The sequence below is a fragment of the Bradyrhizobium sp. MI1.11 genome (assembly GCF_055811255.1).
Map to the genome: position 1 here is coordinate 23,124 of NZ_JBVVPM010000060.1, position 24,455 is coordinate 47,578.

23 protein-coding genes and 1 pseudogene are annotated in these 24,455 nt (G+C 64.2%); 14 read left to right on the plus strand and 10 right to left on the minus strand.

The genetic code is table 11. The features are described from left to right. Positions 1-132: 132 nt before the first annotated feature. From rpe to AC0L30_RS35750, 4 genes are all read left to right on the plus strand, one after another. Positions 133-834 carry a ribulose-phosphate 3-epimerase gene (gene rpe / locus AC0L30_RS35735; RefSeq protein ID WP_354128092.1) on the plus strand — a complete coding sequence of 234 codons (702 nt, stop codon included), beginning with the start codon at positions 133-135 and terminating at the stop codon, positions 832-834. Positions 835-984: 150 nt separating this feature from the next. Then, entirely contained in the window at positions 985-1,125 is a 141-nt protein-coding gene (locus AC0L30_RS35740; protein ID WP_354128091.1) for a hypothetical protein, read from the plus strand. A 4-nt stretch (positions 1,126-1,129) separates the two neighbouring features. Continuing rightward, positions 1,130-1,306: a hypothetical protein gene (locus AC0L30_RS35745; protein WP_219684962.1), complete on the plus strand. Its 177-nt coding sequence runs from the start codon at positions 1,130-1,132 to the stop codon at positions 1,304-1,306. 21 nt (positions 1,307-1,327) lie between these two features. Then, positions 1,328-1,519 (plus strand): hypothetical protein, encoded by a 192-nt coding sequence (locus AC0L30_RS35750; RefSeq protein ID WP_007602380.1) that lies wholly within the window; start codon positions 1,328-1,330, stop codon positions 1,517-1,519. Positions 1,520-1,543: 24 nt separating this feature from the next. On the opposite strand, the gene AC0L30_RS35755 is transcribed toward AC0L30_RS35750, so the two are convergent. From AC0L30_RS35755 to AC0L30_RS35775, 5 genes are all read right to left on the minus strand, one after another. After that, positions 1,544-2,968, minus strand: coding sequence for a bifunctional serine/threonine-protein kinase/universal stress protein (locus AC0L30_RS35755; RefSeq protein ID WP_219684963.1), 1,425 nt, complete (start codon positions 2,966-2,968; stop codon positions 1,544-1,546). Between the two features lie 6 nt (positions 2,969-2,974). Further along, positions 2,975-3,715 (minus strand): metallophosphoesterase family protein, encoded by a 741-nt coding sequence (locus tag AC0L30_RS35760; protein ID WP_354128090.1) that lies wholly within the window; start codon positions 3,713-3,715, stop codon positions 2,975-2,977. Between the two features lie 116 nt (positions 3,716-3,831). Further along, a complete protein-coding gene (locus AC0L30_RS35765; RefSeq protein WP_354128089.1) occupies positions 3,832-4,437 on the minus strand; it encodes a hypothetical protein in 606 nt (201 codons plus the stop codon). Further along, positions 4,430-5,116 carry a hypothetical protein gene (locus AC0L30_RS35770; protein ID WP_354128088.1) on the minus strand — a complete coding sequence of 229 codons (687 nt, stop codon included), beginning with the start codon at positions 5,114-5,116 and terminating at the stop codon, positions 4,430-4,432. Before AC0L30_RS35770 ends, AC0L30_RS35765 begins: the two co-directional genes overlap by 8 nt. Then, the gene (locus AC0L30_RS35775; RefSeq protein WP_007602359.1) at positions 5,113-5,901 is read right to left on the minus strand and encodes a MotA/TolQ/ExbB proton channel family protein; all 789 of its coding nucleotides are present in this window, start codon (positions 5,899-5,901) and stop codon (positions 5,113-5,115) included. The genes AC0L30_RS35770 and AC0L30_RS35775 overlap by 4 nt, the downstream gene beginning before the upstream one ends. 179 nt (positions 5,902-6,080) lie before the next feature. On the opposite strand from AC0L30_RS35775, the gene AC0L30_RS35780 reads away from it, so the two are divergent. The 6 genes and pseudogenes from AC0L30_RS35780 (at position 6,081) to AC0L30_RS35805 (ending at position 11,366) form a co-directional block, all read left to right on the plus strand. Next, positions 6,081-7,451 (plus strand): sensor histidine kinase, encoded by a 1,371-nt coding sequence (locus tag AC0L30_RS35780; protein ID WP_354128087.1) that lies wholly within the window; start codon positions 6,081-6,083, stop codon positions 7,449-7,451. 7 nt (positions 7,452-7,458) lie between these two features. Next, a complete protein-coding gene (locus AC0L30_RS35785) occupies positions 7,459-8,109 on the plus strand; it encodes a response regulator (RefSeq protein WP_007602355.1) in 651 nt (216 codons plus the stop codon). Positions 8,110-8,348: 239 nt separating this feature from the next. Continuing rightward, complete coding sequence (locus AC0L30_RS35790; protein ID WP_007602353.1) at positions 8,349-9,386, plus strand: MBL fold metallo-hydrolase; 1,038 nt, start codon at positions 8,349-8,351, stop codon at positions 9,384-9,386. 102 nt (positions 9,387-9,488) lie between these two features. Next, a complete protein-coding gene (locus AC0L30_RS35795; RefSeq protein WP_007602351.1) occupies positions 9,489-9,785 on the plus strand; it encodes a hypothetical protein in 297 nt (98 codons plus the stop codon). Positions 9,786-9,871: 86 nt separating this feature from the next. Next, positions 9,872-9,988: pseudogene (locus AC0L30_RS35800) on the plus strand (DNA-binding response regulator); the annotation flags it as partial. A gap of 181 nt (positions 9,989-10,169) precedes the next feature. Beyond that, a complete protein-coding gene (locus AC0L30_RS35805) occupies positions 10,170-11,366 on the plus strand; it encodes a calcium-binding protein (RefSeq protein WP_219684968.1) in 1,197 nt (398 codons plus the stop codon). Between the two features lie 132 nt (positions 11,367-11,498). On the opposite strand, the gene AC0L30_RS35810 is transcribed toward AC0L30_RS35805, so the two are convergent. Then, positions 11,499-12,086 (minus strand): TetR/AcrR family transcriptional regulator, encoded by a 588-nt coding sequence (locus AC0L30_RS35810; protein ID WP_007602348.1) that lies wholly within the window; start codon positions 12,084-12,086, stop codon positions 11,499-11,501. Between the two features lie 578 nt (positions 12,087-12,664). Here AC0L30_RS35810 and purB point away from each other — a divergent pair. Next, on the plus strand, positions 12,665-13,972 hold the full coding sequence (gene purB, locus AC0L30_RS35815; protein ID WP_007602341.1) for an adenylosuccinate lyase: 1,308 nt from the start codon (positions 12,665-12,667) through the stop codon (positions 13,970-13,972). 107 nt (positions 13,973-14,079) lie between these two features. Further along, complete coding sequence (locus AC0L30_RS35820; RefSeq protein ID WP_354128086.1) at positions 14,080-15,252, plus strand: M20 aminoacylase family protein; 1,173 nt, start codon at positions 14,080-14,082, stop codon at positions 15,250-15,252. A 154-nt stretch (positions 15,253-15,406) separates the two neighbouring features. Here the strand turns inward: AC0L30_RS35820 and AC0L30_RS35825 are convergent, their stop codons facing one another. From AC0L30_RS35825 to AC0L30_RS35835, 3 genes are all read right to left on the minus strand, one after another. After that, positions 15,407-17,242: a caspase family protein gene (locus tag AC0L30_RS35825; RefSeq protein WP_354128117.1), complete on the minus strand. Its 1,836-nt coding sequence runs from the start codon at positions 17,240-17,242 to the stop codon at positions 15,407-15,409. A 25-nt stretch (positions 17,243-17,267) separates the two neighbouring features. Beyond that, positions 17,268-19,091: a caspase family protein gene (locus tag AC0L30_RS35830; protein WP_376707535.1), complete on the minus strand. Its 1,824-nt coding sequence runs from the start codon at positions 19,089-19,091 to the stop codon at positions 17,268-17,270. A gap of 193 nt (positions 19,092-19,284) precedes the next feature. After that, positions 19,285-21,189 carry an acyl-CoA synthetase gene (locus AC0L30_RS35835; RefSeq protein WP_354128085.1) on the minus strand — a complete coding sequence of 635 codons (1,905 nt, stop codon included), beginning with the start codon at positions 21,187-21,189 and terminating at the stop codon, positions 19,285-19,287. Positions 21,190-21,460: 271 nt separating this feature from the next. Between AC0L30_RS35835 and AC0L30_RS35840 the strand changes: the two genes are divergently transcribed. Both AC0L30_RS35840 and AC0L30_RS35845 read left to right on the plus strand, forming a co-directional pair. Next, the gene (locus tag AC0L30_RS35840; protein WP_354128084.1) at positions 21,461-22,555 is read left to right on the plus strand and encodes a SecDF P1 head subdomain-containing protein; all 1,095 of its coding nucleotides are present in this window, start codon (positions 21,461-21,463) and stop codon (positions 22,553-22,555) included. A 274-nt stretch (positions 22,556-22,829) separates the two neighbouring features. Further along, entirely contained in the window at positions 22,830-23,636 is an 807-nt protein-coding gene (locus tag AC0L30_RS35845) for a Crp/Fnr family transcriptional regulator (protein ID WP_219684973.1), read from the plus strand. A 16-nt stretch (positions 23,637-23,652) separates the two neighbouring features. On the opposite strand, the gene AC0L30_RS35850 is transcribed toward AC0L30_RS35845, so the two are convergent. Beyond that, positions 23,653-24,294, minus strand: a complete 642-nt coding sequence (locus AC0L30_RS35850; RefSeq protein ID WP_473255776.1) for a glutathione S-transferase family protein — start codon at positions 24,292-24,294, stop codon at positions 23,653-23,655. Positions 24,295-24,455 lie beyond the last annotated feature (161 nt).

Sequence of the window (24,455 nt, forward strand, 5' to 3'; positions counted from 1 at the left end):
AACACCGGCAATTCATGCCGGGCGCGGCAGAAATTTCCGCCCACAGGAAGCACGCCGCCCCTGCATTGCCCGGCTGAGAGGCCCATGTTAGGCGAGTCCATCTTTCTTTCACGGCCGCCACGGGAAACCGCCATGACCCAAGCCTTCGCTCCCCGCCCCCTGGCAATCGCGCCCTCGATCCTGGCTTCGGATTTCTCCAGGCTCGGCGAGGAGGTGCGCGCCGTGGACGCCGCCGGAGCCGACTGGATCCATCTCGACGTCATGGACGGGCACTTCGTTCCCAACATCTCGTATGGCCCCGACGTCATCAAGGCGATGCGTCCGCACACCAAGAAGATCTTCGACGCGCATCTGATGATCTCGCCCTGCGACCCCTATCTCGAGGCCTTCGCGAAAGCCGGCTGCGACCACATCACCGTGCATGCCGAGGCCGGTCCTCATCTGCACCGCTCGCTTCAGGCGATCCGCGCACTCGGCAAGAAGGCCGGCGTTTCGCTCAATCCGGGCACGCCGATCAGCGCGCTCGAATACGTCCTGGACCTGGTCGACCTCGTGCTGGTGATGTCGGTCAATCCCGGCTTCGGCGGCCAGGCCTTCATCCCCTCCGCGATCGGCAAGATCCGCGACATCCGCGCAATGACAGCGGGCCGCCCGATCGACATCGAGGTCGATGGCGGCGTCGGCGCCGACGTCGCAGGTCCCCTGGCCGCGGCCGGGGCCAACGCCTTCGTCGCCGGCACGTCCGTGTTCAGGGGCGGCACGCAGGACGCCTACAAGACCAACATCGCCGCAATCCGCAACGCCGCCGCGGGTGCACGCGGCGAGGCGATCTGAGGGCCCGCTCAGCTCCGCAGACGTGCGGCTTCTACGGGTGCTGCGGCGCGCAATGCCTAAATTTGCAACCTTGATCCGTACTCCTCCGGGCTTCCCTGATTCGCGCAAATCACCGCTAGTGATTCTTGCCTGTTTTCGCGGGAGCACATCATGACGACGACCCTGGTTTGGACTGGCGTGGCGTTGTGGCTTGGTTTTTGTGCGTTTGTTGTGTTTGGTCCATCGGCCGGACCGGTGAAGGTCTCGGTACGCTCGACCCGCATCGCCCGTCGCGACTGGTATCGGGCCTGACCCCATGCAGATCGCGCTCGTGAAGCGTCAGCCGAAGCGTCGGTGCCGCATCCCGCGGCGCCCACATCCCGACCTCGATTTCTTCTTCGGTCGGCTCGAACGCACCGAAGGCGAGATGCGCGACGACACCGGGCCCGAGACGGGCCTGGATCACCCGCTCCGGTCACCGCGCCGGCAATGAATTCTTTTCTGGACCAAGCTCATGAAGCCGCATTGCCCGAACTGCCTGAAGGAAATGACCAAGGCATCCGCGTCGCGTAATCTGTTCAACTGCGAGCCCTGCCGCGAGATCATCCAGTTCTTCGGCGGCAGCGCGGATCACGGCGAGCCCGGCCCGCAATTCTCCTGGCCGATCCGTCGTAAGCGCTCCGTCCACACCGCTCACGCGGCCTGAACCTCCACGATCCAGAGCGCTGCCCTATCCGACCTCCTCGCCCGCATCCGCAGCCATTCGCGGCGGCCGGACCACGGTGACGGTGCAGGCCGCTTCCGAGGCCACCTTGGCCGAGACGCTGCCGAGCAGCGTGCGCCGGAACGAGCCCTGCCGCGCGCCGATGATGACGTGGTCGACGTGGTTGACCTCGCAAAACTCCAGGATGGCCGCCGCGGGATCGACGGCTTCCAGCACGTGAGCCGACAGCCGGCTCTCATCGAGCTTGAGCGGAGTGGCCCAGTGCCTGAGCGCCACCAACCGGTCGATATGCTTGTTGGAGCCCTGCTCATCCAGCGTCCTGTCAATCGCGATGCGGTTGAGCTTCAGCACGTTGAGACATGCGAGCCGCGCCGACGGCAGCGTGGCGAGAATGCGTTCCGTCGTCATGCGCAGAGCCTCGTTCAACTCCGGCTCGCCTTCCGCCGTATCGAGCGCGACCGCAACGATCGGGCTCGATGCGATTTGGGCTGCGACATCCGATTTCGCGCGGGGCGCCATGACACCCTGGTTGAACCGGCGGCGCCATGCGACGCTGAGCGGATCGCGCTTCATTCGCTCCGAGCGCATCGTGAGCCTGATTTGGTCCGGATGGGTCAGATCGAAGGCGAGTTGCGACGCCGTCGGATAGCGCCGCACCGGCTCGATCTCGAGGCATCGCAGCGCCACCTCCTGGAGCCAGGGCGGATAGTCGGCGCGCAAGCCGCGCGGCGGGTGCGGATCGCGCCACAGCCGGCGCCGCATCGCACGCAGCGTCTCGCCCTCGCCGAACGGCCGCTCGCCGGTCGTGAAGAAATAGAGCAGCACGCCAAGCGAGAACAGATCGCTGCGCGGATCGTCGCGCACCCCCGACAGCCGTTCCGGCGCCATATAGGGCGCGGTGCCGTAAGGAAGGCGGAATTCCTCCTGCAACAGGTCCGGCAGATGGTTGTGATGCGACAGGCCATAGTCGATCAGCACCGCCTCGCCGCTCTCGCGGAACATGATGCTGCTCGGCTTGATGTCGTGATGGATCACGTTCTGCCGGTGCAAATCCGCGAGCCCCGTCGCGATCCTGGCGACGAGCTGCCGCGCCTCGTCATACGGCAGCGGCAGGTCGGGCAACCGCTTGTAAAGCGTGGTCCCGGAGATGCGCTCGATCACGACATAGGCCTGGTGGGCGAAATCGCCGGTGCCGAAACATGAGGGCACGTGCGGCCCGGCCAGCCGCGGCAGGATCATCATCTCCATCTCGAAGGAGACGATCGCGGCAGGGTCCTCGCCCTCCGACACCCGCGGAATTTTCATCAGCAGCGGCACGTCGAGGCCGGGACGGGTGACGGTCCACAGCGTCGCCATTCCGCCGGCATGGACGCATTCGCCGATCGTGTAGCCGTCGATCGCTGCGCCTGATTTGACGAGGGGTTTCGGCATCGGCCTCTAGCGCCCCTGCGACAGCCGGTCGGCGAGCCAATGCGGCAGGCCGTTCTCACGGATCCGGTTCGCGGCCGTCTCGACGTCGTAGGGCGCGCGGCAATAGGTGATCTGGCACGAGACCGTGTCGAACAGCGCGAAAGCCGCGGATGGATCGCTATCGCGCGGCTGGCCGACCGAGCCGAGCACAGCAAGCCATTGCCGCCCGCGCAGCAGCGGTACGGAGACGTCGGTCTTGGGCACGAGTCCCGACATCTTCGCCGTCACCGACATCGAATAGATCGCCGGGCGGTGGATGTGGCCGCAGAACGTGACATGAGCTGGCGTCGCGATCAGGCTTTTGGCGGCGTCGGCGGTCGATCGGACATAGTGCCAGCTCCGGGGGCTGGAGGCTTCCGAATGCACGAACAGGCGATCGCCGTCCTCCACCAGCATCGGCAATTCCGCCAGGAACCGCCGCTGCGCGGTGTCGAGCCGGCCGCGGGTCCATTCGATCGCGATTTGCGCCTCAGCATTCATGGTCTCGGCCGAGGAATTCACCGCCTGGTCATGATTGCCGCGCACGGCGACGGCGCCCTGGGCGACCAGCTCCATCGCGGTATCCACCACCCATTCCGGATCGGCGCCATAGCCGACGAAGTCGCCAAGCAGGATGAAGCGCTCGGCGCCACGCGCCCGCGCGACTTTCAGGCACGCCTCGAACGCCTGCCGGTTGCCGTGGATATCCGAGAAGACAGCGAGAAGCACGCACCCTCCACCCTCGAACCTTATTGGGAGCCGATAAGGCCAAATTGAGGGAGGTCAAGAACATGCGCCAGCGGCGCGCGGTTTGCCAGCACTGCCCTGTTGCGATGGTGAAGAGCCTATTGCTCGTCCTTCGGCGGCATCCGGGGCGGCGGCAGCGGCGTGAACACGGCGCCCTGCGCGCCGGCGGGTGGGGCCAGGAATTCGCCGGTCGAGGAATCGCCTCCGCTCGTCTCCATGATGGTCTTGGGCGTCACATATTCCCTGACCATGTCGATGAGGCTGCCATCGCCGCCGCCGAAATCCGCGGCCCGGCCGCCTTGCGGATGTCCCAGCGCGATCTCGTTCTCCGCCGCGTGGGTCTTGTCGGCCAGCCTGTCATTGTAGGGCACACGAAAGGCGCGCGGGATGCCGCTCGGCCGATTGTCCTCGTCGAGCTGCTCGACCCAGAGATAGATCGAGCCGGGATCGCCCTCCAGCGAATGCGGCTCGACGATGCGGGCCTTCAGCAGCTTGAAGGAGGCCGGCAGCCGGTCGGCGCTGGCCCAGCCGAGCAGCCCGCGCATTTCCGTGAAGCTGACGACATAGAAGGCGCTGGTCACGACCACCGCGACGGCCTTGACCGACCAGTGCAGCCGCGCATAGACGAGCACGACCAGCAGCAGCGCGCCGATGACGGCGTAGGCTATCGATAGCGTGAGGATGACCGTCTGCAAGCTAGTCACGGCGCACTCTCACAGCGTTCTTGCTCACACCGGTGTTCGGGTCGAGATCGGCGCCGTTGCGCCAGCCGCTGCGGAACGTCTCCAGCAGCGATTTCGGCCGCTGGTCCACATTGACGACCTTGCCTTCGGCATCGAGCCGGAACCGCACCGCGGTCTTCTCGTCGCCGGTGTGATCGACCGTGAACTTGTTATCGAAGATCACCTGCGCCGTCGGATTGAGTTTTTGCACCTTCACATTGGCCGTCACGGGCTCGCCGGTGGTGGCCACGAAATGTGAGACATTGACGGTGTATTCGCCGGCGACGATGCCGCGCACCGTGACGATCTCCTCGCGGATCGGCGAAGCAATCTTCTTGCCGTTGACCATGATGAAGTCGTTGGCTCCGCCGCGGTCGTCGCGGTCGAGCGTGAGGAAGCCGGCCTCGCGGTGGCGATACCAGGCGATGTTGCCGGCGGGATCCTGCACGAACAGGTCGAGATCGTCGGGGTGGCTGTCCGGCCAGTCCAGCGTGATCATGAACTCGGCCTTGGAATCGATCTTGCCGTCCTTGGCGTCCGGCGAGACCGCGAGCAGCGCGAGGAAGAACAGGAAAGCGATCACCTGGAGCGCCTTGAACAGCATCACGCCCAAGGGATCGAACGGCTCCTCGCGCGGATAGAGACCGAAATCATCCATCATGTCGCGATTCCAGCACCCTTGATTCCAGAACCCTTGCGCTCCAGCACCGGCGTCACATAGGTCTCGGTCAGCACCACTGCATCCGAGAACACCTTCTGGGTCGCGGCATCCAGCATGTAATACTGGATGCGGACCAGGATCGAGCCGACGAGACCCGCCAGCGTCGTGTACATCGCGACCGCCATGCCGTCGCTCATCAACCCCATCGAGGATCGCATCGCGACCTTGTCAGCGGCATCCAGCCCCGCGATCGGCGCCAGCATGATGATGAAGCCGACGATGGTGCCGAGCAGGCCGAGCTTCATCAGCGTATCCGAGACGAAGGCGCCGAAGCCGTTGGAGCCGCGCAGCCGGTCGGCGAGCGTGCGCAGCAATAGCGTCTGGTCCACCGGGCGGTAATCCTGCGCCGCGGCCTTGGTCACGAGGCTCTCGATGTGGTCCCGCACCAGCCCGCGTGGCAGCGCGGCTGCGCCGCCGGCCTCGAGCGCCCTGCCGCCCTCGAGCGCCGCGAGCACCGCGCGGCAGCGCCGGGCTGCCGCGCCCTCACGGGCAATGGCCCGCGTACGCAGGAAGCAGTGACCGCAAGTGACGACATAGAGCAGCGCGATCAAGCTGGAAATGTAGGTCCGGTCCGAGGTCAGCATCAGGCGGATCAGGCCGAACCGCCACAGCAGCACGACGGCGAAGATCGAAAGCCCGGTGAAGATCATCCAGAACAGGAGCGCACTGCGCTCGGATGGGTCGGCAGCAGGCCCCGCGATCGGCCCAATTGTCATCGAACTCATGCTGCACCGCTCCTGGCCGTGAATACCGCCCATTAGATCAAAGCCGCCGCGCCCGGTCCAAAGAGCCATGCCCAATCCGGCTTGGGAAATTTGCCCGAGCTGCCATCCTGCCGATCCCCGCAATTGGCAAGGCGCGGCGGCGTTGTTAGGCTGACCTTAGCAAACTTTGGGGTGATCGCATGCGCCTTGTGCTTCAGCTTGTCGCCCGTCTGTTTCTCATCGTCGTGCTCTGCCTTGGTGCGGCGACCATCTGGGCCACGTTCGACGCCTATCGCAGCGTCGACCGGGCGACCGCGGCCTCGGCGCAGCGGGTCGCCCAGGCGCTTCAGGCCCTGTATTGGCACGAATTCTTGTTGCGTAGCAGCAGAACACGCGAGCAGCTTCTGCCGGTTCCGGAGTGGCGCACACTGGAGACGATGAAGCTGATCTCCCCTGGCGTCTGCGTCGAATTCCAACCTGCCATCGCATTCGAAAAGCCGCTCTGCGGCCAGAGTGAGGGGCTCGGCAAGGCGCCGCCGCGCTGGTTCGCGTCGATTGTGCCGACCTTCCTTGGCAGCCATGCCGAAGTGATACGGCCGGTCAGTCCCCGCGCGGCGACCGCCGGAACGGTGGTCGCGACGCCGGATGAAGCGGCCGCCATCTCGCTCGCCTGGGAGTACATCCTCAACGTGATCGACGTGGCGCTTTTGATGGCGGCGGCGATCGCGCTCCTGGCTTCGCTCGCGATTGCGCATGCGCTGGCGCCGGCGCGCACGATCGTGACCGCCTTGCAGCGCATGGCCCGCGGTCAGTATCGGACGAAACTGCCGCGCTTCCGCTCGATGGAGCTGGCGATGATCGGCAGCGCCGTCGACGAGCTCGGCGGCCGGTTGGAGGAAGCGACCGAACAGCGCGCGGCGCTGACGCGGCGCCTGATCGAGATCCGCGACGACGAACGCCGCGCGCTCGCCCGCGAGTTGCACGACGAGTTCGGACAAAATCTCTCGGCCATCCTCGCCTTCGCCAACACCATCGAGACGGCGAGCACGAAGGCAGACAAGCGCAACGACATCGTGCAGGACGCGCGGATGATCTCGCAGGCCACGCATCATCTGATGGCCTCGCTGCGCGACGCGCTGAAGCGCCTGCGCAATCCCCTGCCCGCCGAGCTTGGACTGGAGGCGAGCCTCGTGAATTTGGTGGATAGCTGGCGCTCGCAGAGCTCGGTGCGGCCGACGATTCAGCTCGATCTCAGGGGCGACCTCACCGACATCAGCGGCCCGGCCGCGACCACCGCCTATCGCGTCGCGCAGGAATGCCTGACCAACGCGCTGCGCCACGGCACGGCACGCGAGATTTCTCTGCACGTCGAGCGGCGCACGGGCGACGACGATGCATTGCTGATCCGTGTCGATGACGATGGCGGCGGCGACGCGGCACGCGTTGCGCAGTCGGTGGGCTTCGGCCTCACCGGCATCCGCGAGCGCGTCGCAGGAGCCGGCGGATCATTCTCGATCCTGCCCGCCCGAGGCGGACTCAGCATCGCCGCCACCATCCCGCTCGCCGCGTGAGGCCGGGATGAACGAGATTATGGCAACAGGCATCTCCGTGCTGTTGGTCGACGACCATCCGATCGTGCGGCAGGGCTATCGGCGCGTGCTGGAGAGCCAGGGCGATCTGCATGTCGTGGCGGAAGCCGACAACGCCGCGGATGCCTACAGCGCCTTCAAGGCGCGCGATCCCGATGTGGTCTTGCTGGATATCTCCATGCCCGGCGCGAGCGGGCTGGAAGCCATCCGCAACATCCGCGCGCGCAGCCCGCGGGCGCGGATCCTCGTTTTCACCATGCACAACGAGGCCGTGCTGGTGAAGGCAGCCTTCAGTGCCGGCGCCAGCGGCTTCGTCACCAAAAGTAGCGAGCCGTCCGCGGTCGTGTCCGCGATCCGCAGCGTGGCGCGCGGCGAACGCGCCATGAGCGACGACATCGCGCACATCCTGGCCGAGGACAGCCTGTCGGCGGGCTCTGCGCTGGATCAACTGGGAGAACGCGAGATCGAGATTCTGCGCCAATTCGCCGGCGGCGCCACGACCGAACAGATCGCAACGCATCTCAATCTCAGCGTCAAGACGGTGCAGAACTATCACTATCTGATCAAGACCAAGACCGGCGCGCGCACGGATGCGCAGCTCGTACGATTGGCGGCGAATTGCGGACTGACGAAGATCTAGAGGGTGACGGCGTGCCGTTCGCTGCGACCAGAATATCTGGTCCCGACTGGCCACCCCCAACGAAGGTCTCCAAGTCTCTCTTAGATTGTGCTACGCTCCACCACAGGCACGGCATCCAGCATCAAGCGGCCAGTGGATGTGTGTCCGGCTCCGATCTTTCGACTGGAGCCAATTTGGACGGCTCTCGAAGCCGCCCTCGTTCCCGTTGTATGTCTTGCACGACAACAGGAGACGCTTTCATGAACATCAGGGACAGTCTTCTTGCAGCACTGATCGCCTCCAGCGTTTTCGCGACCGGGCTTACGGAAAGCGCGGCAGCTGAGGCGAAAGACCAGATCACCATTCTCTATGACGCCTTCGGCACCAATGACGCGATGACAAAGGACTGGGGTTTCTCCGCCCTTGTCGAAATCGCGGGAAAACGCATCCTGTTCGATACGGGTAACGATCCCGAAATATTCGCGGCGAACGTGAAGGCCAAGGGAGTTGATCTCTCGGACCTCGACTTTGTCGTTCTTTCGCACCGCCACTCCGATCACATGGCGGGCTTGTCCTACCTCCTGAGCATCAATCCAACCGTCAAGATCTACGCGCCAAAGGAGGGATTTGGCATCTACGGCTCGTCCTTGCCGTCCAGCTTCTACCGCAAAGACGAGGCCTTGCCGCCAGAGATGCGGTACTATGCCGGCAAACCTCCCGCGACGATGAAGTTCGGCACGGCATGGGCCCACGCGAACTTCGAACTGATCGATCAGACCACCGAGATCGCTCCCGGTATCACACTTATCTCGCTGATTTCCGACGCACCGGGGACGAGAGAACTCAAGGAGCTGTCCTTGGCCGTCAACACGACCGACGGCTTGGTCCTTCTGGTCGGTTGCTCGCACCCCGGGATCGAGCGCATCGTCGAAGCGGCGACGGGTATCAATCCCAGGATTCATCTCATCGCGGGAGGATTTCATCTGGTCGTCGCACCTGACGAAGCTATCGCGAAAGTCGTTACCGCCCTGAAGGACAGATTCAAGGTCGACAGCGTAGCCCCGGGACATTGCACCGGTGAGCCGACTTTTGCCGCGCTCAAGACGGCGTTCGGCGACAACTATCTCTACGCAGGCCTCGGCACGTCGATTCCGGTTGCAACGGTTGCGGGCGTGAATGTCAGACGCGGGGAAGGTCCGACGCTTGACGACCTTGCGACCTATCGCAAACTCGCGGGGCGTGAAGACCCGTTCGGCATATTGCGGTTGCGCAGCTCGCGGTTGGCACCCGCGCTTTAGGGCGCTGGCGCGCGGCTCGCACCTTTAGATCACGTGTGGCCGGATAGAATTGGAACTGACGCCGTCGCGCCGTGGTTAGTAGCGGAGTGAGGGAGTTGCGCCATGAGTAAGGCTATCCGCGAAGCCATCCATCATCCCCCGATCATCACTGTCGGCGAGCTCATCGATGAACTCTGCCGTCTGCCAGACACAGCGACGATCCAATTCCACTGCCCCATTCTCGAACAGGAACTTGCGTTCTACCGCCTTCGAAAGCGGTCAAAGGACGTGGTCGAAATCGAAGTCAATACCTATCCGGAAAGCCCGTCGGTCGTGCCATCGGCCAACGCCGCCCTACGCGCGCGAAAAAAGACCCATCATCCGCGCTCGCTCGGCAATGGCGTTGCCCATAAGGTCTGAGATAGAACCGCGACAGGTCACGTCAGGTGTGACGGCTTCGGAACGCGTGAAGGAAGTTGGCCTACGCCTTCAGCCCGCGCAATACCAGCGTGAGCGTCAAGACGGTGCAGAACTATCACTATCTGATCAAGACGAAGACCGGCGCGCGTACGGATGCGCAGCTCGTGCGGCTCGCAGCGGCTTGCGGGCTGACGAATTTCTAGCGTCGGCCGAGTTCCGCCACCCCGCGCCGAAGTTCCTTTGGTCGCAATGAAATCCAACCCAAAGCAAATCTCCGCCATCAACTCCGAGCAGATTCGACGTCAAGCGCGGCCACAGCGCGTCTCGCAAAGAGCTCCGCTGCTTTCAGGCCCCGCGACTGAAATGAAATCGGAGTGAAGCGACATGCACCAACTGCCAAACGACACAATCGCAGTCACACTGCCGGACTTCGGGCAGTCCATGACCGTGCTCGGAGATCCCGGGTTGGCAACCGATGACTGGGGCGGAAACGATGCGCTGACGGCAGCCATATCGAGTCTCAACTCGAACGTGACGCTCGTTGGGGAAGACCTGGTGGCCATGCATGGCAATTCTCACGGAGGAAACGACAGTCTCCTGGTGAGCGTGGATGGCGGCTGGGATAGTGCCGTTGCCGTTGGCGATGCCCAATCCATGGCGGACAACAGCCAGGGCGGTAACGACACCCTCAATGTCGATGCCCACAACTCGCTCTACACCAATGTTTATCTCTATGGCGATGTCCAAGGCGACATGTCGGGCAACGCGGGAGGCGGAAATGACACACTGACGGCGTCGACCGGTTGGAGATCGTTCGGGTCGCTCAGCGGGGACGCTGGTGGTGCCATGAGCGGCAATGCGCACGGCGGAAATGATACGCTGAGCGCGACGGATTATGGGATAAATGGCGGCGGCGACGCACTCAGCGGCGATGCCATTGGCGCCATGACCGACAATGCGGTTGGCGGAAACGACATCCTGACCTTTGCGGCGAGCAGCGACGCCCAGCTCGGGGGAGGAAGCCTGTCGGGGGATTCGGGAACGTCCATGTCCGACAATGCCCAGGGCGGGAACGATATCCTCACCGCCGTCGTCGATGGCGAGCGAGCTGCTTTCAGCACGACATTGTACGGTGACGCTCCCACGATGTCGGGCAATGCTCACGGCGGGAACGACATCCTCACCGGCGGATCGAGCCCCGATCGCCTGGCGGGCGATGCGATGAGCTACGCTCCTTCCTCACCCGGCTCGATCACCGGAGGCACGGATACCCTCAACGGTGGCGCCGGCAATGATCTCCTGTGGGGCGGGCCCAACAACGACACGTTCGTCTTCAACACGGGCTCTGGCCAGGACATCATCAACGACTTCAATCAAGGCAACCAGGCTGTCGGCAGCACCACCACCGAACATGACCTGATCAACCTGCATGACTACGGCTTCGCAGACTGGGCAGCCGTCTCCAGCCTCATCGGCGACAATAGCGCCGGCGATGCCGTGATCCACCTCACCGCCAACGATACGATCACGTTGGACGGCGTGCACACGGCGGCCCTGCATCCAACGGACTTCGTCATCTGACGGCTCACAGCCAAGCAGGATGATGGGATGGTGGTCACGAGAGAATCGTCGAGGCCAAGCCCGTCATCCTGCCAAAGGCATGAGCAGGAGCGGATCAAGCGCCAAGCTGCGATACGCGTTGGCTCCGCAACCTCACGCCGCCTTCAGCCCGCGCAATACCAGCGCCAGCGTCGCATCGACACGCGCCGAAAGATCGGCGTCCTTCCACTCGTCGGCGTGGGCCGGATGGTGGAAGCGGACGGTCGCATCGAAGATGGCGCGTGCGGTGGCCTTGACGTCGCCCACCTCGAACACGCCCTGCTTCACGCCGTCGGTCAGGATCGCCGCGATCTGGTCGATCATGGTGTCCTTGTGACACTTGACGGCTGCACAGGCCTCGCGCGCCAGAGTCAGATAGGTCTCGAACATCTCGGGGTCGTCGAGCACGCGCGAACGCTTGGCGGCGAACAGGGTGCGCAGCCAGCGGTCGAGCCGCGCCGGCGCCGGGCCCTGCTCTTCGGCGAGTTGGCGTAAGGGGGCGTCGATGCGGTCCAGCCAGCGTTTGGCGACAGCCTCGCGCAGCGAGGCCTTGCTCGGGAAATGGCGGTAGACGCTGCCGTGGCTCACATCAAGCGCGCGGGCGACGTCGACCACGGTGGCCTTGGCGAGTCCGTAACGCCGCAGCACGTCCTCGGTGACTTCGAGGATCCGCTCCGGCGTCAAGATAACGGCTTCGTTCATGCCAGCACCATGTTCCCGTTGAGGGCTCAGTTACCCGGCGACGGAGCTGCTTCCGAAGCGCCCGTGCCGGTCGTTTCGGAAAGCTCTCGCCCTAATGAGGCAGTTTTGCAGCCTGCGCCGCGATTTGGCGCGCCACCAGTAAATTGAGCCAGTGCCCAATCGTCCCGGTCAAATTGATGATTTCGGTCGTCATTGTCGTAAGTCTCCAATCAATTGGCGGTCCCCGTTGTTCAATTGCGGCCCTCAATCCCCCATTTGCTTGGGACGTCGGGCTCCCGGGATGCCGCCAGACGCCCAATTGGAGCGTCCGAGAACGGATATACACGTCTCGCTGACAGATTTCAATATCTGTCAGTCAATGGTTCGTGATTGACAGTTAATTTCTGCAGCTCCGGGGCGCCGGGCTGGCCCGTCGCCCGCCACGTCCGGGGCGATGAACCTCGCCCAGCCCAATCATCCCCCGCTACCTTGCCGGCGCCGTTTGTTTCGCCCTCCCCGCTCTGCTAGATCACGGCGTAAAAAACATTCTGGCCGGTGTCGCCCTTTGGGTCGCCCGCCCACCTTCCTGGAGCAGTCCAATGATCCCCCGCTATACCCGCCCGGAAATGGCCTCGATCTGGGAGCCGCAGACCCGGTTCAAGATCTGGTTCGAGATCGAGGCGCATGCGGCGGACGCCCTTGCCGAGCTCGGCACGATTCCCAAGGAGGCCGCCAAGACGGTCTGGGCCAAGGCCAAGGACGCCACTTTCGACGTCGCCCGCATCGACGAGATCGAGCGCGAGACCAAGCACGACGTCATCGCCTTCCTCACCCACCTCGCCGAGATCGTCGGCCCCGAAGCGCGCTTCGTGCATCAGGGCATGACCTCTTCCGACGTGCTCGACACCTGCCTCAACGTCCAGCTCACCCGCGCCGCCGACCTGCTGCTCGCCGACCTCGACAAGGTGCTGGCGGCGCTGAAGAAGCGCGCCCTCGAGCACAAGATGACGCCAACCATCGGCCGCAGCCACGGCATCCACGCCGAACCCGTGACCTTCGGCCTCAAGCTCGCCTATGCCTATGCGGAATTCTCGCGCGCCAGGGAGCGCCTGATCGCGGCGCGGAAGGAAGTCGCGACCTGCGCCATCTCCGGCGCGGTCGGCACTTTTGCCCAGATCGACCCGCGGGTCGAACAGCATGTTGCCAAGGCCATGGGCCTCGTACCCGAGCCGATCTCGACGCAGGTGATCCCCCGCGACCGCCACGCGATGTATTTCTCGACGCTCGGCGTGATCGCGTCCTCGGTCGAGCGTTTCGCGGTGGAGATCCGCCACATGCAACGCACCGAAGTGCTCGAAGCCGAGGAGTTCTTCTCCGAAGGGCAGAAGGGTTCGTCCGCGATGCCGCACAAGCGCAATCCGGTGCTCTCGGAAAACCTCACCGGGCTGTCGCGCATGGTGCGCGCCTATGTGACGCCGGCGCTGGAGAACGTCGTGCTCTGGCACGAGCGCGACATCTCTCACTCCTCTGCCGAGCGCATGATGGGCCCCGACGCGACCGTGACGCTCGACTTCGCGCTGGTGCGCCTCGCCGGCCTGATCGACAAGCTGCTGGTGTACCCCGCCAACATGCAGAAGAACCTCGACCGCCTCGGCGGCCTCGTGCATTCGCAGCGCGTTCTGCTGGCGCTGACGCAGAAGGGCGCAAGCCGCGAGGACGCCTACAAGCTCGTGCAGCGCAACGCCATGCCGGTCTGGCGCGGCGAAGGCGACTTCCTCCAGCTCCTGAAGAAGGACGCTGACGTGAAGAAGTATCTCACCGACGCCGAGATCGAGGAGCAGTTCGACCTCGGCTATCACTTCAAGCACGTCGACACGATCTTCAAGCGCGTGTTCGGCGAGAGCTGAGCGTCATTGGTGGCCCGGGTGAGCGCAGCGACACCCGGGACTTCTCCCACAAAGATCCCGGATTTCGCTTCGCTCATCCGGGCTACAAATCAAGGCGGACCTTCCTCATGCCCATCGTCAACCGCGTTGCCGCCCTCTCCGACGAAATGGCCGCCTGGCGCCATGACTTCCACGAGAACCCGGAACTGCAATACGACGTCCACCGCACTGCCGGCATCGTCGCCGATCGCTTGCGCGAGTTCGGTTGCGACGAGGTGGTGACGGGCATCGGGCGCACCGGCGTCGTCGGTGTGATCCGCGGCCGCAAATCCGCCTCCGGCAAGACCATTGGCCTGCGCGCCGACATGGACGCGCTGCCGATCATGGAGACGTCGGGCGTCGCCTATGCCTCCAAGGTCCCCGGCAAGATGCACGCCTGCGGTCATGACGGCCACACCGCCATGCTGCTCGGCGCCGCCAAATATCTCGCCGAGACGCGCAACTTCGACGGCACGGCCGTGGTGATCTTCCAGCCCGCGGAAGAAGGCGGCGGCGGTGGCAAGGCGATGGTCGAGGACGGGCTGATGACGCGCTGGAACATCCAGGAGGTCTATGGCATGCACAACATGCCGGGCCTGCCCGAAGGCCATTTCGCCACCACGCCCGGCGCGATGCTCGCCTCCTCCGACAACATCCAGATCACGGTCCACGGCAAGGGCGGCCACGCCGGCGCGGGTCCGCACAAGTCGATCGACAGCGTGCTGATCGGCGCGCAGATCGTCAACGCGCTGCAATCGATCGTCGCGCGCAACGTCGATCCGCTGAAATCCGCCGTCATCTCGATCACGCAATTTCACTCCGGCACGGCCTTCAACATTATTCCGGAGATCGCCGAGCTCGGCGGCACCGTGCGCACGCTCGACCCTGAGGTGCGCGATCTGGTCGAGCGCCGCATCGGCGAAGTCGCCGACAGCGTCGCCCGCGCCTATGGCGGCTCGGCCGAGACGAAGTACACGCGCATGTATCCGGTGACGATGAACCATGCGCGCGAGGCCGGCCTTGCCGCCGACGTCGCCCGCGACATCGTCGGTGCCGAGCGCGTCAACGACAAGTTCATTCCCATGATGGGCGCCGAGGATTTCTCCTTCATGCTGGAGGCGCGTCCCGGCGCGATGGTCCTGGTCGGCATGGGCGACGGCAACGAATGCCACCACCCGTCCTATGTCTTCAACGACAACATCCTCGGCCACGGCGCCTCGTTCTGGGTGCGCCTGATCGAAACAAGGATGCCGGCGGGTTAGCGCCGCATTCGCGATCCGTAGGGTAGGCAAAGCGACTTGTCCGCCGTAGCTCGAAGAGCGAAGGCGAAAGCGTGCCCACCACCCGCGACCCGCTCCGGAAATGGTGGGCACGGCGCTTCCCGTCTTTGCTACCCTCCGATTAACTTGGCAGGAATCAATTGCACGTCTCGTAGTTGCCGCCGCCGCCATTTGGGGAGCCGTTGCCCCTTCCAAAAGTAACCCCGCTCGCAAGTTTGCATCCGGGCCGCACCGGCCGACAACCGGCAGAGTTGCAGATGATCTGTCCCGACGCCTGCGGTTTTGATGGCGCAGCCTCGGTCTGCTTGCGCTCGGCATCCTGCTTCCGGGAATCCTCGCGCGTCGCGACGGGCTTCTTCTCCGGCACCTTCTCGCACTCGTTCTCGTCACCGACGTGATAGCCGGCGCGGCAGGTGATCTTCGCGCATTGATCGCCATCGGCCTTGAAGCCGAAATTGCATACCAGCGGGCAGACGCGTCCCGGCTTCGCCTTCAGCGCATCGAGCGCGTCGACGCTCGCGAACTTCGCGTCGAATTGAGTGCCGGCATATTTGTTGAACAGCGTCAGCGAGCGCTGCGTTGCGGCGTTCCAGTCGCCGTCCGGGGCGGCCGAAAGACAGCCGACGCGGCGCAGTTCACTCTGAACCGATTTCGCGAGATCGCCGGGCGGCGGGGAGCTTGGCGGCGGCGACAGCGCGGCGACCTTCTTGCTTTCGGCATCAGCCGCCTGCTTGTCCGCGGCCTGCTTCGCGGCGGCCTCGGCCGCCGCCTTGTCGAGCGCCCGCTTCTCAGCCAGCGACTTGGCCGCGGCAGCTTCCGCTGCCTTGCGATCTCGTTCGGCCGCTTCCGCCTTGGCCTGCTCGATCTGCTTGGCCTTCTCGGCCGCGATCCTCGCCTCCTCCGCGGCTTTGGCAGCAGCGGCGGCTTTCTCCAGCTCGGCCTTCTGGGCGCGTTCGGTCGCGAGCCTCGCCTTCTCCTGTTCGGCCAGACGCGCCTTCTCGGTCGCGGCCGTGCGATCCTCCTCGGCGGCAATCTTCTTCAACTGCACGCGGGCGAGGTTGGCGTAAAAGCCGTCCGGATAGGTCTGGAGGAATGCTTCCCAGGCTTCACGCAGGCCGGCCTGAAGGGCGAGCTCGTAGTCCTTGCGCACACTGTCCTGCGGATTTGCCTGCGGACCGGCTGCGGCGGCCGGCCTTGCCGGCACCAGCGGCACATCGCTGCCGCCCAGGGAGCCATAGACATACGGCTCCTGCTTGTTGCCGGTCTTCCTCAAGACATCGTCTCGGACAAACCCGAACGCCTTGCGCAGGTCGAGCCCGGGCTTCGGCAGATGATCGGTCAGCGCGACCGCGAACGGGCTGTTGCGGGAGTCGCCATCAGACGCGGTCGACCCTGCCTTGGCCGCAAACGCGATCATCGTGTTCGGACTGGTCGGCTCGACCTTGGCAAGCCCGCCACCAATCGCGCGCGAGGCCAAAGTGCGCTTCATCGTCTTGGCGAAAGGATTGTCGCGGCAGGCATCGAGGATGACGAGACGGAGTTGTTTGGCCGGCTCGACCGCGTACAGCGCGCGATCGAGTGCGATCGTCTCGTCGAGGACGTCGCCGTCAGTTTCCAGCATGGCATCGGTCGGAACGAGATAGTTGCTGCCGTCCAGCTCGATGCCGTGGCCCGCATAATAGATCACCGCCATGTCGGCATCGCGCGTCCTGGCCGCGAACTCGCGTAGCGATCGCCGCATTTCGCTGGCATTGAGGTCCAGCTTGATCTCGACCGTATCGAAACCCGCATTCCTGAGCATGCCGCCGACGAGTCCGGCGTCGTTCACCGGGTTCGCGAGCCGCGGCGCGTTCTTGTAAGCGGAATTGCCGATCACGAGCGCGACGCGCTTGTCGGCCTGAGCCGGCTCGCAAGTGCAAAGAGCCGCAAATATGAACAGGAAGAGATATCGGGCGATGTTCACGCGATTCATCCGCGGTTTTGGATCGACTGCGCGATCAGTTGCAGACCTCATAATTGCCACTTCCTACGGTGGCGTTATATCTTGAGGGCGTAGCCCCGGCCACGAGTCTGCATCCTTTCTGCACCGGACGACAGCCGGATGAACTGCAAAAAATCTGCCCACTGGCTTCGGGCTTCGAGGGCGCCGATTCCGAGGCCTTCCGGTCCGCGTCCCGCTTCCTCGAATCGTCTCGCGTCGCGACCGGCTTCTTCTCGGGCACCTTCTCGCATTCGTTGTCGTCACCGACGCGGTAGGCGGCGCGGCAGGTGATCTTGACGCATTGATCGCTGTCGGCCTTGAAGCCGAAATTGCAAACCAGGGGGCAGACCCGTCCCGGCTTCGCCTTCAGCGCATCGAGCGCGTCGACGCTTGCAAGCTTGGCGTCGAATTGGGTGCCGGCATATTTGTTGAACAGTGTCAGCGAACGCTGCGATGCGGCGCTCCAGTCGCCGTCGGCCGTGGCGGACAGGCAGCCGACACGGCGCAATTCGCTCTGCAGTGATTTTGCCAGATCAGCCGCCGACAATGTGGGTGCCGGCGCCGGCGCAAGGGCTGCAACTTTTTGCTCGACCTCAGACGTCTGCCGATCGGCAGCCGGCTTTGCTGCCTGCTCCGCCTTCTCGGCCGCGTGCCTGGCGGCAAGCTCGGCTTTGGCCTTCTCCGCCGCCTGTTTCTCGGCCTGCGCCTTTGCTGCTGCCGCCTCGGCCGCCTTGCGCTGCTGCTCCGCCGCGTCCGCCCTTGCCTGCTCGATCTGTTTCTGCCTCTCCGCCACGATCCTTGCCTCTTCGGCCGCCTTGGCCGCCGCAGCCGCCTTGTCCTGCTCGGCCTTCTGGGCGCGTTCGGCAATAAGCCTTGCCTTCTGCTGCTCGGCCGCATTCGCTTTTTGCTCGGCCGACGCGCGCGTCTCTTCAGCGGCGATCTTGTTCATCTGGCCCTTGGCCAGATTGGCATAGAAACCTTCGGGATATTGCGCCAGGAAGGCTTCCCAACCGTCGCGCGTGGCAAGCTGCAGCGCGAGCTCGTAATCCCTGCGAATAGAATCCTGCGGGTTGGCCTGCGGCCCGGTCGCGGCCGGCTTGGTCGCGACCAGCGGCACATCGTCGCCGCCGAGCGAGCCGTAAACATAGGGCTCCTGCTTGTAGCCGGTATTCTTGAGCACGTCGTCGCGCACGAAGCCGAACGCCTTGCGCAAATCGAGCCCCGGCTTCGGAAGGTGCTCGACCAAAGCGAGGGCGAACGGGCTGTTCCTGGAGTCACCATCGGACGCGGTCGAACCTGCCTTCGCGGCGAAGGCGATCATTGTGTTCGGGCTGGTCGGCTCGACCTTGGCAAGTCCGCGTCCGATCGCGCGCGAGGCAAGCGTCCGCTTCATGGTCTTGGAAAACGGATTGTCGCGGCAGGCATCCAGGATGATCAGGCGCAGCTGCTTGGCCGGCTCAACCGCGAACAGCGCGCGCTCGACCGGGATGGTTTCGTCGAGCACGTCGCCATCGGTCTCCAGCGTCGCGTCGATCGGTATGAGATAGTTGGTGCCTTCCAGCTCGATGCCATGGCCGGCGTAATAGATCACCGCCATATCGGCATCGCGGGTCCTGCCGGCGAACTCACGCAACATGCGCCGCATCTCGCTCGCACTGAGATCCAGCCTGACGTCGACGGAATCAAATCCCGCCTTCTTGAACATGCCGCCGACCAGAGTGGCATCGTTGACGGGGTTGCCGAGCTTGGGCGCGCTCTTGTAGGCGGAATTGCCGATGACAAGCGCCACCCGCCGGTCCGCATGGGCCGGTCCGCAGGCGAGGCCAATGGCCAAAATCAGCAAAGCAAAAATCCGAAACGGAATCACTTGCGTCCCCCCGGATGCAATTCCACGAGACTATTCGGAGCATCGCTCAATTGCCAATTCTTCCTATGTGATATCTGTCACATAGGGGGCTCTGTCGGGGGTATGGATAATGCGGCGAAGCGTCGCCCTGCTTTCGAGCTGACGTCAAAGCCGTCTGTTGAATCCGTCACATTTGCACCACCTCGTGGCGCATCACGAACGGTGCAAGCAGTGCGTGCACCTCGCTCGCAACCGCCTCGCGCTGATCCGCCGGCAGCCCCGCCAGCGTCACGGTGGCGATCGAACCGTGGCTGCCGTGAGCGCCGACCCTGACCTTGCAGTCGATGCCGCGCTCAGTGAGCGGTGTCAGCACCTTCGTGAACACGCGCTGGGCTGCGTCCCAGCGCAGCTGCGGCTTGAACACTTTGCCGACGCCCGTCACCGGCATCGGATCGATCGCTATGACCTGCACCGGCACGGCGGCACGCTCCGGCGTGCGCTCGCGCACCCATGTCTCCAGCTCGCCCGGTTCGACGGTCGCGCCCGGCTTCAGCTGCACATACCCCACCGGCAGTTCGCCGGCATAGGCGTCGGGCTGGCCGACCACCGCGGCAAAGCCGACGGCAGGATGGCGGAACATGATCTCCTCGATCGGCGCCGGATCGATGTTGTGGCCGCCGCGGATCACGAGATCCTTGGCGCGGCCGGTGATCCAGAGATAGCCGTCGGCATCGAGCCGGCCAAGATCGCCGGAATTGACCCAGACCTCATCGACGAAGGCACCCTTGTTGTGCTCGTTGTTGAGATAGCCGCCGAACACGCCTGGACCGGCCATGATGACGACGCCGATCTCGTCCGGCGCGCAGTCGCGGATCAGCTTGCCCTCGGCATCGAGCTGGACGATGCGGACCCGCGCGTAAGGCATGGGAAGGCCGACCGAACCGAGCCGGATCGGCCGCGACCGATAGGCCAGCGTGTGCACGCTCGAGGTCTCGGTCATGCCGTAGACCTCGACGACCGGCAGCTTGAGCTTGTCCTGGATCGCAGACCCCACCGCGACCGGGATCGCCGAGCCGCCACCAGCTGCATATTTCAGGCTGGAGATGTCGGTATTGCCAGGCGGCACCGCGAGCGTTGCGGCGAGCACCGTCGGGACGCTCGACAGCGCCTCCGGCTTGAAGCGCTCGACCAGTTGCCAGATGTTCTTGACCGCATTCGGATTGCGCCATCCGCTCGGCGACAGCACGACCAGCGAGCCGCCGGCCGACAGCGTCGTCAGCACCTGCGTCAACGAGCCCCCGACGTGAAACAGCGGCATGCCGAACAGCATGTTGGCGCCCGGCTTCGAATTCAGCAGCAGATTGAGCGCCCAGGCCTGATAGACTTGGTTGACATGCGTGTGCCGCACCAGCTTTGGCGTGCCGGTGGTGCCGCCGGTGTGGAAATAGGCGGCGATGTCGCTGCCTAAAATCTTGCGTCCGCTGACAAGGCGGTCCGAAGGCTGCTGCTTGATCAGGTCGCTGAAGGCAAAGACTCCCTTCCCCGGGTCACCGCCACCGAACACCTGTACGATCGCCTTGAGATTGAGTTGCGGCCTGATCTGCTCGACTTTCTGCCAGATGTCTGTGCCCGGCATCGGCCCGAGCGCCACCAGGACTTTTGTGTTCGCCGCTTCCAGAATCTCCGCGATCTGGTGCGGCTCCAGCAGGGGGTTGACGGGATTGGCGATGCCGGCGGCCTCCGCGCCGAACAGAGTTACGAAGGCGTCCGGCAGCAGCGGCAGCATGAAGCTGACGACGTCGCCCTTCTCCACGCCCAGCGCGTGAAACATGTTGGCGGCCTGCGTGACGCGCGCGATGAAGTCGCGGTACGTGACCACGACCGGCGTGTCGGCGGGATCGGCATTTTGCAGGAACTGGATCGCCGGCCCGTCGGGATTACGGGCCGCCCCGAGCCTGATGGCGTCGTAAGTGCTCTCGGCCGCGACGCGATCGGCGTAAGGGACCTGCTCGAAGGCCCGAACTTCGGCGTCCGTCGCCAGGTCCGGATAGTCGCTGCCGATGAGCCGATCGAGCGCGTGGATGCCCGCCATGGAATTCCGTCCTCCCTCAGATGCATGTCCCCGCGCCCTGTCTTTTGACTTTTGGGGCTGGCGGGGCCTCGACCGATTGGCCGGCCGAGCATGGGCAGAATGATGGATGATTTGGCGTTCGTCCATGATCTGACGTCCGCGACAATGGGCTCTGGCACAGGCCTTTGAACCTGCGCGCCCGATCCGGGGACCAAGAACTGGCATCGGACTCACATTGCAGCATCCTTGCCAGCGCCCTTGCCAGCGCCCTGCCGCAAGACTCGAGGTTATCATGACTACGCCCCCGCGGGATTGCGCCACCCGGCTGTTCATCGCGTTCGCCGTCACAACGGGGATATTGACTTCGGTGATCGCCCTGCCCCGCGCGGCACTCGCCGAGGACGGTCAGCTCGACAAGATGCGAGCCAAGATCTCGGCCTTCATCGGCGACAAGATGGAGAAGCTCGGCGGGTCTCGCATCGTCTACAAGGTGGACACCGATGGCCTGCGCGAGAGCGTCGTCACGGATTTGCGCGACGACGTCTACAAGACCCTGCGCGAGGGCAAGATCGCCTTCTCCAGTCTCGCGATTCGCGACGGCGGCGTCGAGTTGAAGATTGCCGACGTCAAGGGCCGCGAGCAACTCGCACGCAAGCTCGCGTCGGCAGCGGAAGGATTGCCGTCGCATGCACTCGCCGTGACCGACGCCGGCGACGGACTGGTCAGGCTCGCGCCGACCAATGCGGCATCCGCCGCGCGGTTGCACGAACTCGTCGAAGATGCCATCGCCATGATCGAGCAGCGCCTGAAGGAGGCCGGCGTCCAGCTCGCCAGCGTCCAGCCCGATGGCACCGACCGCATCCGAATCTTCCTGCCCGGTGTGATGGAGCCCGAGCGCGTCACCGCGGTCTTCGCCCGAAGGGTCAAGGTCGGCTTCCGCCTGATCGACCTCTCGATGCCGGCGGAGCAGGCGCAATCCGGCACGCCGCCGACAGGCACGGAAGTCCTGCCCGGCTTCAAGGACAAGACCCTTTATCTGGTCGCCAAGGACAACGTGCTCGACGGCGACGACATCAGCTATGCGGGCCCGGGGTTTGCGAGCGCCACGAAAGAGCCGATCGCCTCGTTCCGCTTCAACGGCCGCGGCACGCGGCGCTTTGCCCACATCACCGAGGAGAATATCGCAAAGCCCTTCGCCATCGTGCTCGATGGCAAGGTGATCTCCGCCCCCGTGATCCGCGAGCCCATCACCGGCGGCTCAGGCCAGATCTCCGGCAATTTCACCCTGGAGGAAGCAAACAGCGTCGCCATGCTGCTGCGCGCTGGTTCGCTGCCCGGGCACCTCAGCCTGGTCGAGCAGCAGGTCGTGCCGCCCGCCAAGCCCTAAGGCGGGGATCGCCCCACGCCCACGCCTGGTCCCGCCCCGCCTGTCGGACGCCGAGGTCCACCACGCCGAGGCTCGGACCCGGTGGTACCCGAATCGCGGCGCGCCACGGCCATGCGCACCGCCAAACAGGCAATTGCCGAAACGCCCGATCAGGCTAAAATTTGCCTCTTGCGGCACGGCGGCCGAAAGCTTCATTCAAGCGGTCGTCGTTCGATTTCGGCTATAGGTGTCGAGAATACGACCGTGACTGAAGGCCTTACACGGGGATAGTACCATGCCGTCCGGCAGCGCAGACATTTCGTCGATCCTCGATCGCATTCTCGAGGCGGCAACGGATAATCTCAGGATCGCGAAGATCCTGGTCCAGATGGGCCTCGATCCGAACAACGTGACCTATGACTCGATCTTCAATCGGATGCTGGAGATCTTCGTCCAGAACATCACGCTGGCCAATATGTTCGCCGCGGTCGGCGCCGGCTTCTTCGTCGCCACCCTCCTGATGCGAACGATGGTGCCGCTGCGCGTCGCCAACATGGTCGGCTGCGCGCTCTTCGCCGTGTTCGGCGCGCTCTCCGCCAACGTCTCGACCTTCCTGCTCTATCTCCTGCTGCTACCGATCAATGCCTTGCGCCTGCGGCAGATGCTCAAGCTCGTCAAGAAGGCGCGCCATGCGGCCGAAGGCGACATGTCGATCGAATGGCTCAAGCCGTTCATGACCGAACGCAAATATCGCCGCGGCGACACGCTGTTCAAACTCGGCGATCCAGCCAAGGAGATGCTCCTCACAGTCACCGGCAAGTTCCTGGTCAAGGAGATCAATATCGAGATCATGCCGGGCGCGCTGATGGGCGAGCTCGGCTTCCTCACGCCGGGCAACCGGCGCACCGGAACGATCGAGTGCATTGAAGACGGGCAGGTGCTGACGATTACCTATGACCGGTTGCTCGAGATCTACTTCCAGGATCCACAGTTCGGCTATTACTTCCTGGTACTGACCAGCCAGCGCCTGCTGCAAAACATCGATCGGTTGCAGAATCAGCTGGCGACGGAGCGGGCGGCCACCACGAACAGGATCGCGTGATCGATTGGGCGGCCGCTCAGTTCAAGAGCAACGCCATGCCCGGATCGCCCTTCTCCATCGCACGCCGATAGCCCGCCCGCGCACTGATGCGGCCGAGATATTCGACCACGTTCGGACAGCGCTGGAGGTCATAGGGCTGGAAGTAGCGCATCGTGGTGAGCGAGAAAACTGTCATGATGTCGGCGGTCGTGAAGGCGCTGCCCGCAAGGTACTCGGCCTCGCGAAGCCTTGCGTCGAGAAGATCGTAGGCCCGATCGAGACGCCCCTTCATCGCGAGCAGGGTCGGATTGTCCTTGGCGAGATCCAGCCGGCTCAGGATCATCATCCGCCCCATGCCGGGTTGCAGGGTGCCGTTAGCGAAATGAAGCCAATACAGAAACTGCGCGAAGGCGGGATCAGTGGGACCGAGCACGAGTCGGCCATTGCCATATTTTGCAACGATGTAGTCGACGACGGCGCCGGATTCCGCGAGCACCAGCTCGCCGTCGGTGATCACAGGCGCCGTGCCAGCGGGATGCAGTGCCTTGTACTCGGCCGGAGCCAGCATGGTGACGGGATCGCGCGCATAGCGCTTCAACTCGTACGGAATCCCCAGCTCCTCGCACAGCCAGACGATTCGCTCGGACTGCGACTTGCCGAGATGATGGACGGTGAGCATGAGGCCTCCTGGACAGATGATTTCGGCGATTGCGCCGGCATGTGCTTGTCGTGATGCTGCATCATACTCCGTCATTGCGAGCGCAGCGAAGCAATCCAGAATTGATCTTCCCCCAAAAAAGTGGACATGGATCAAGCCGATTTTAGCTCCATCTCGACCGG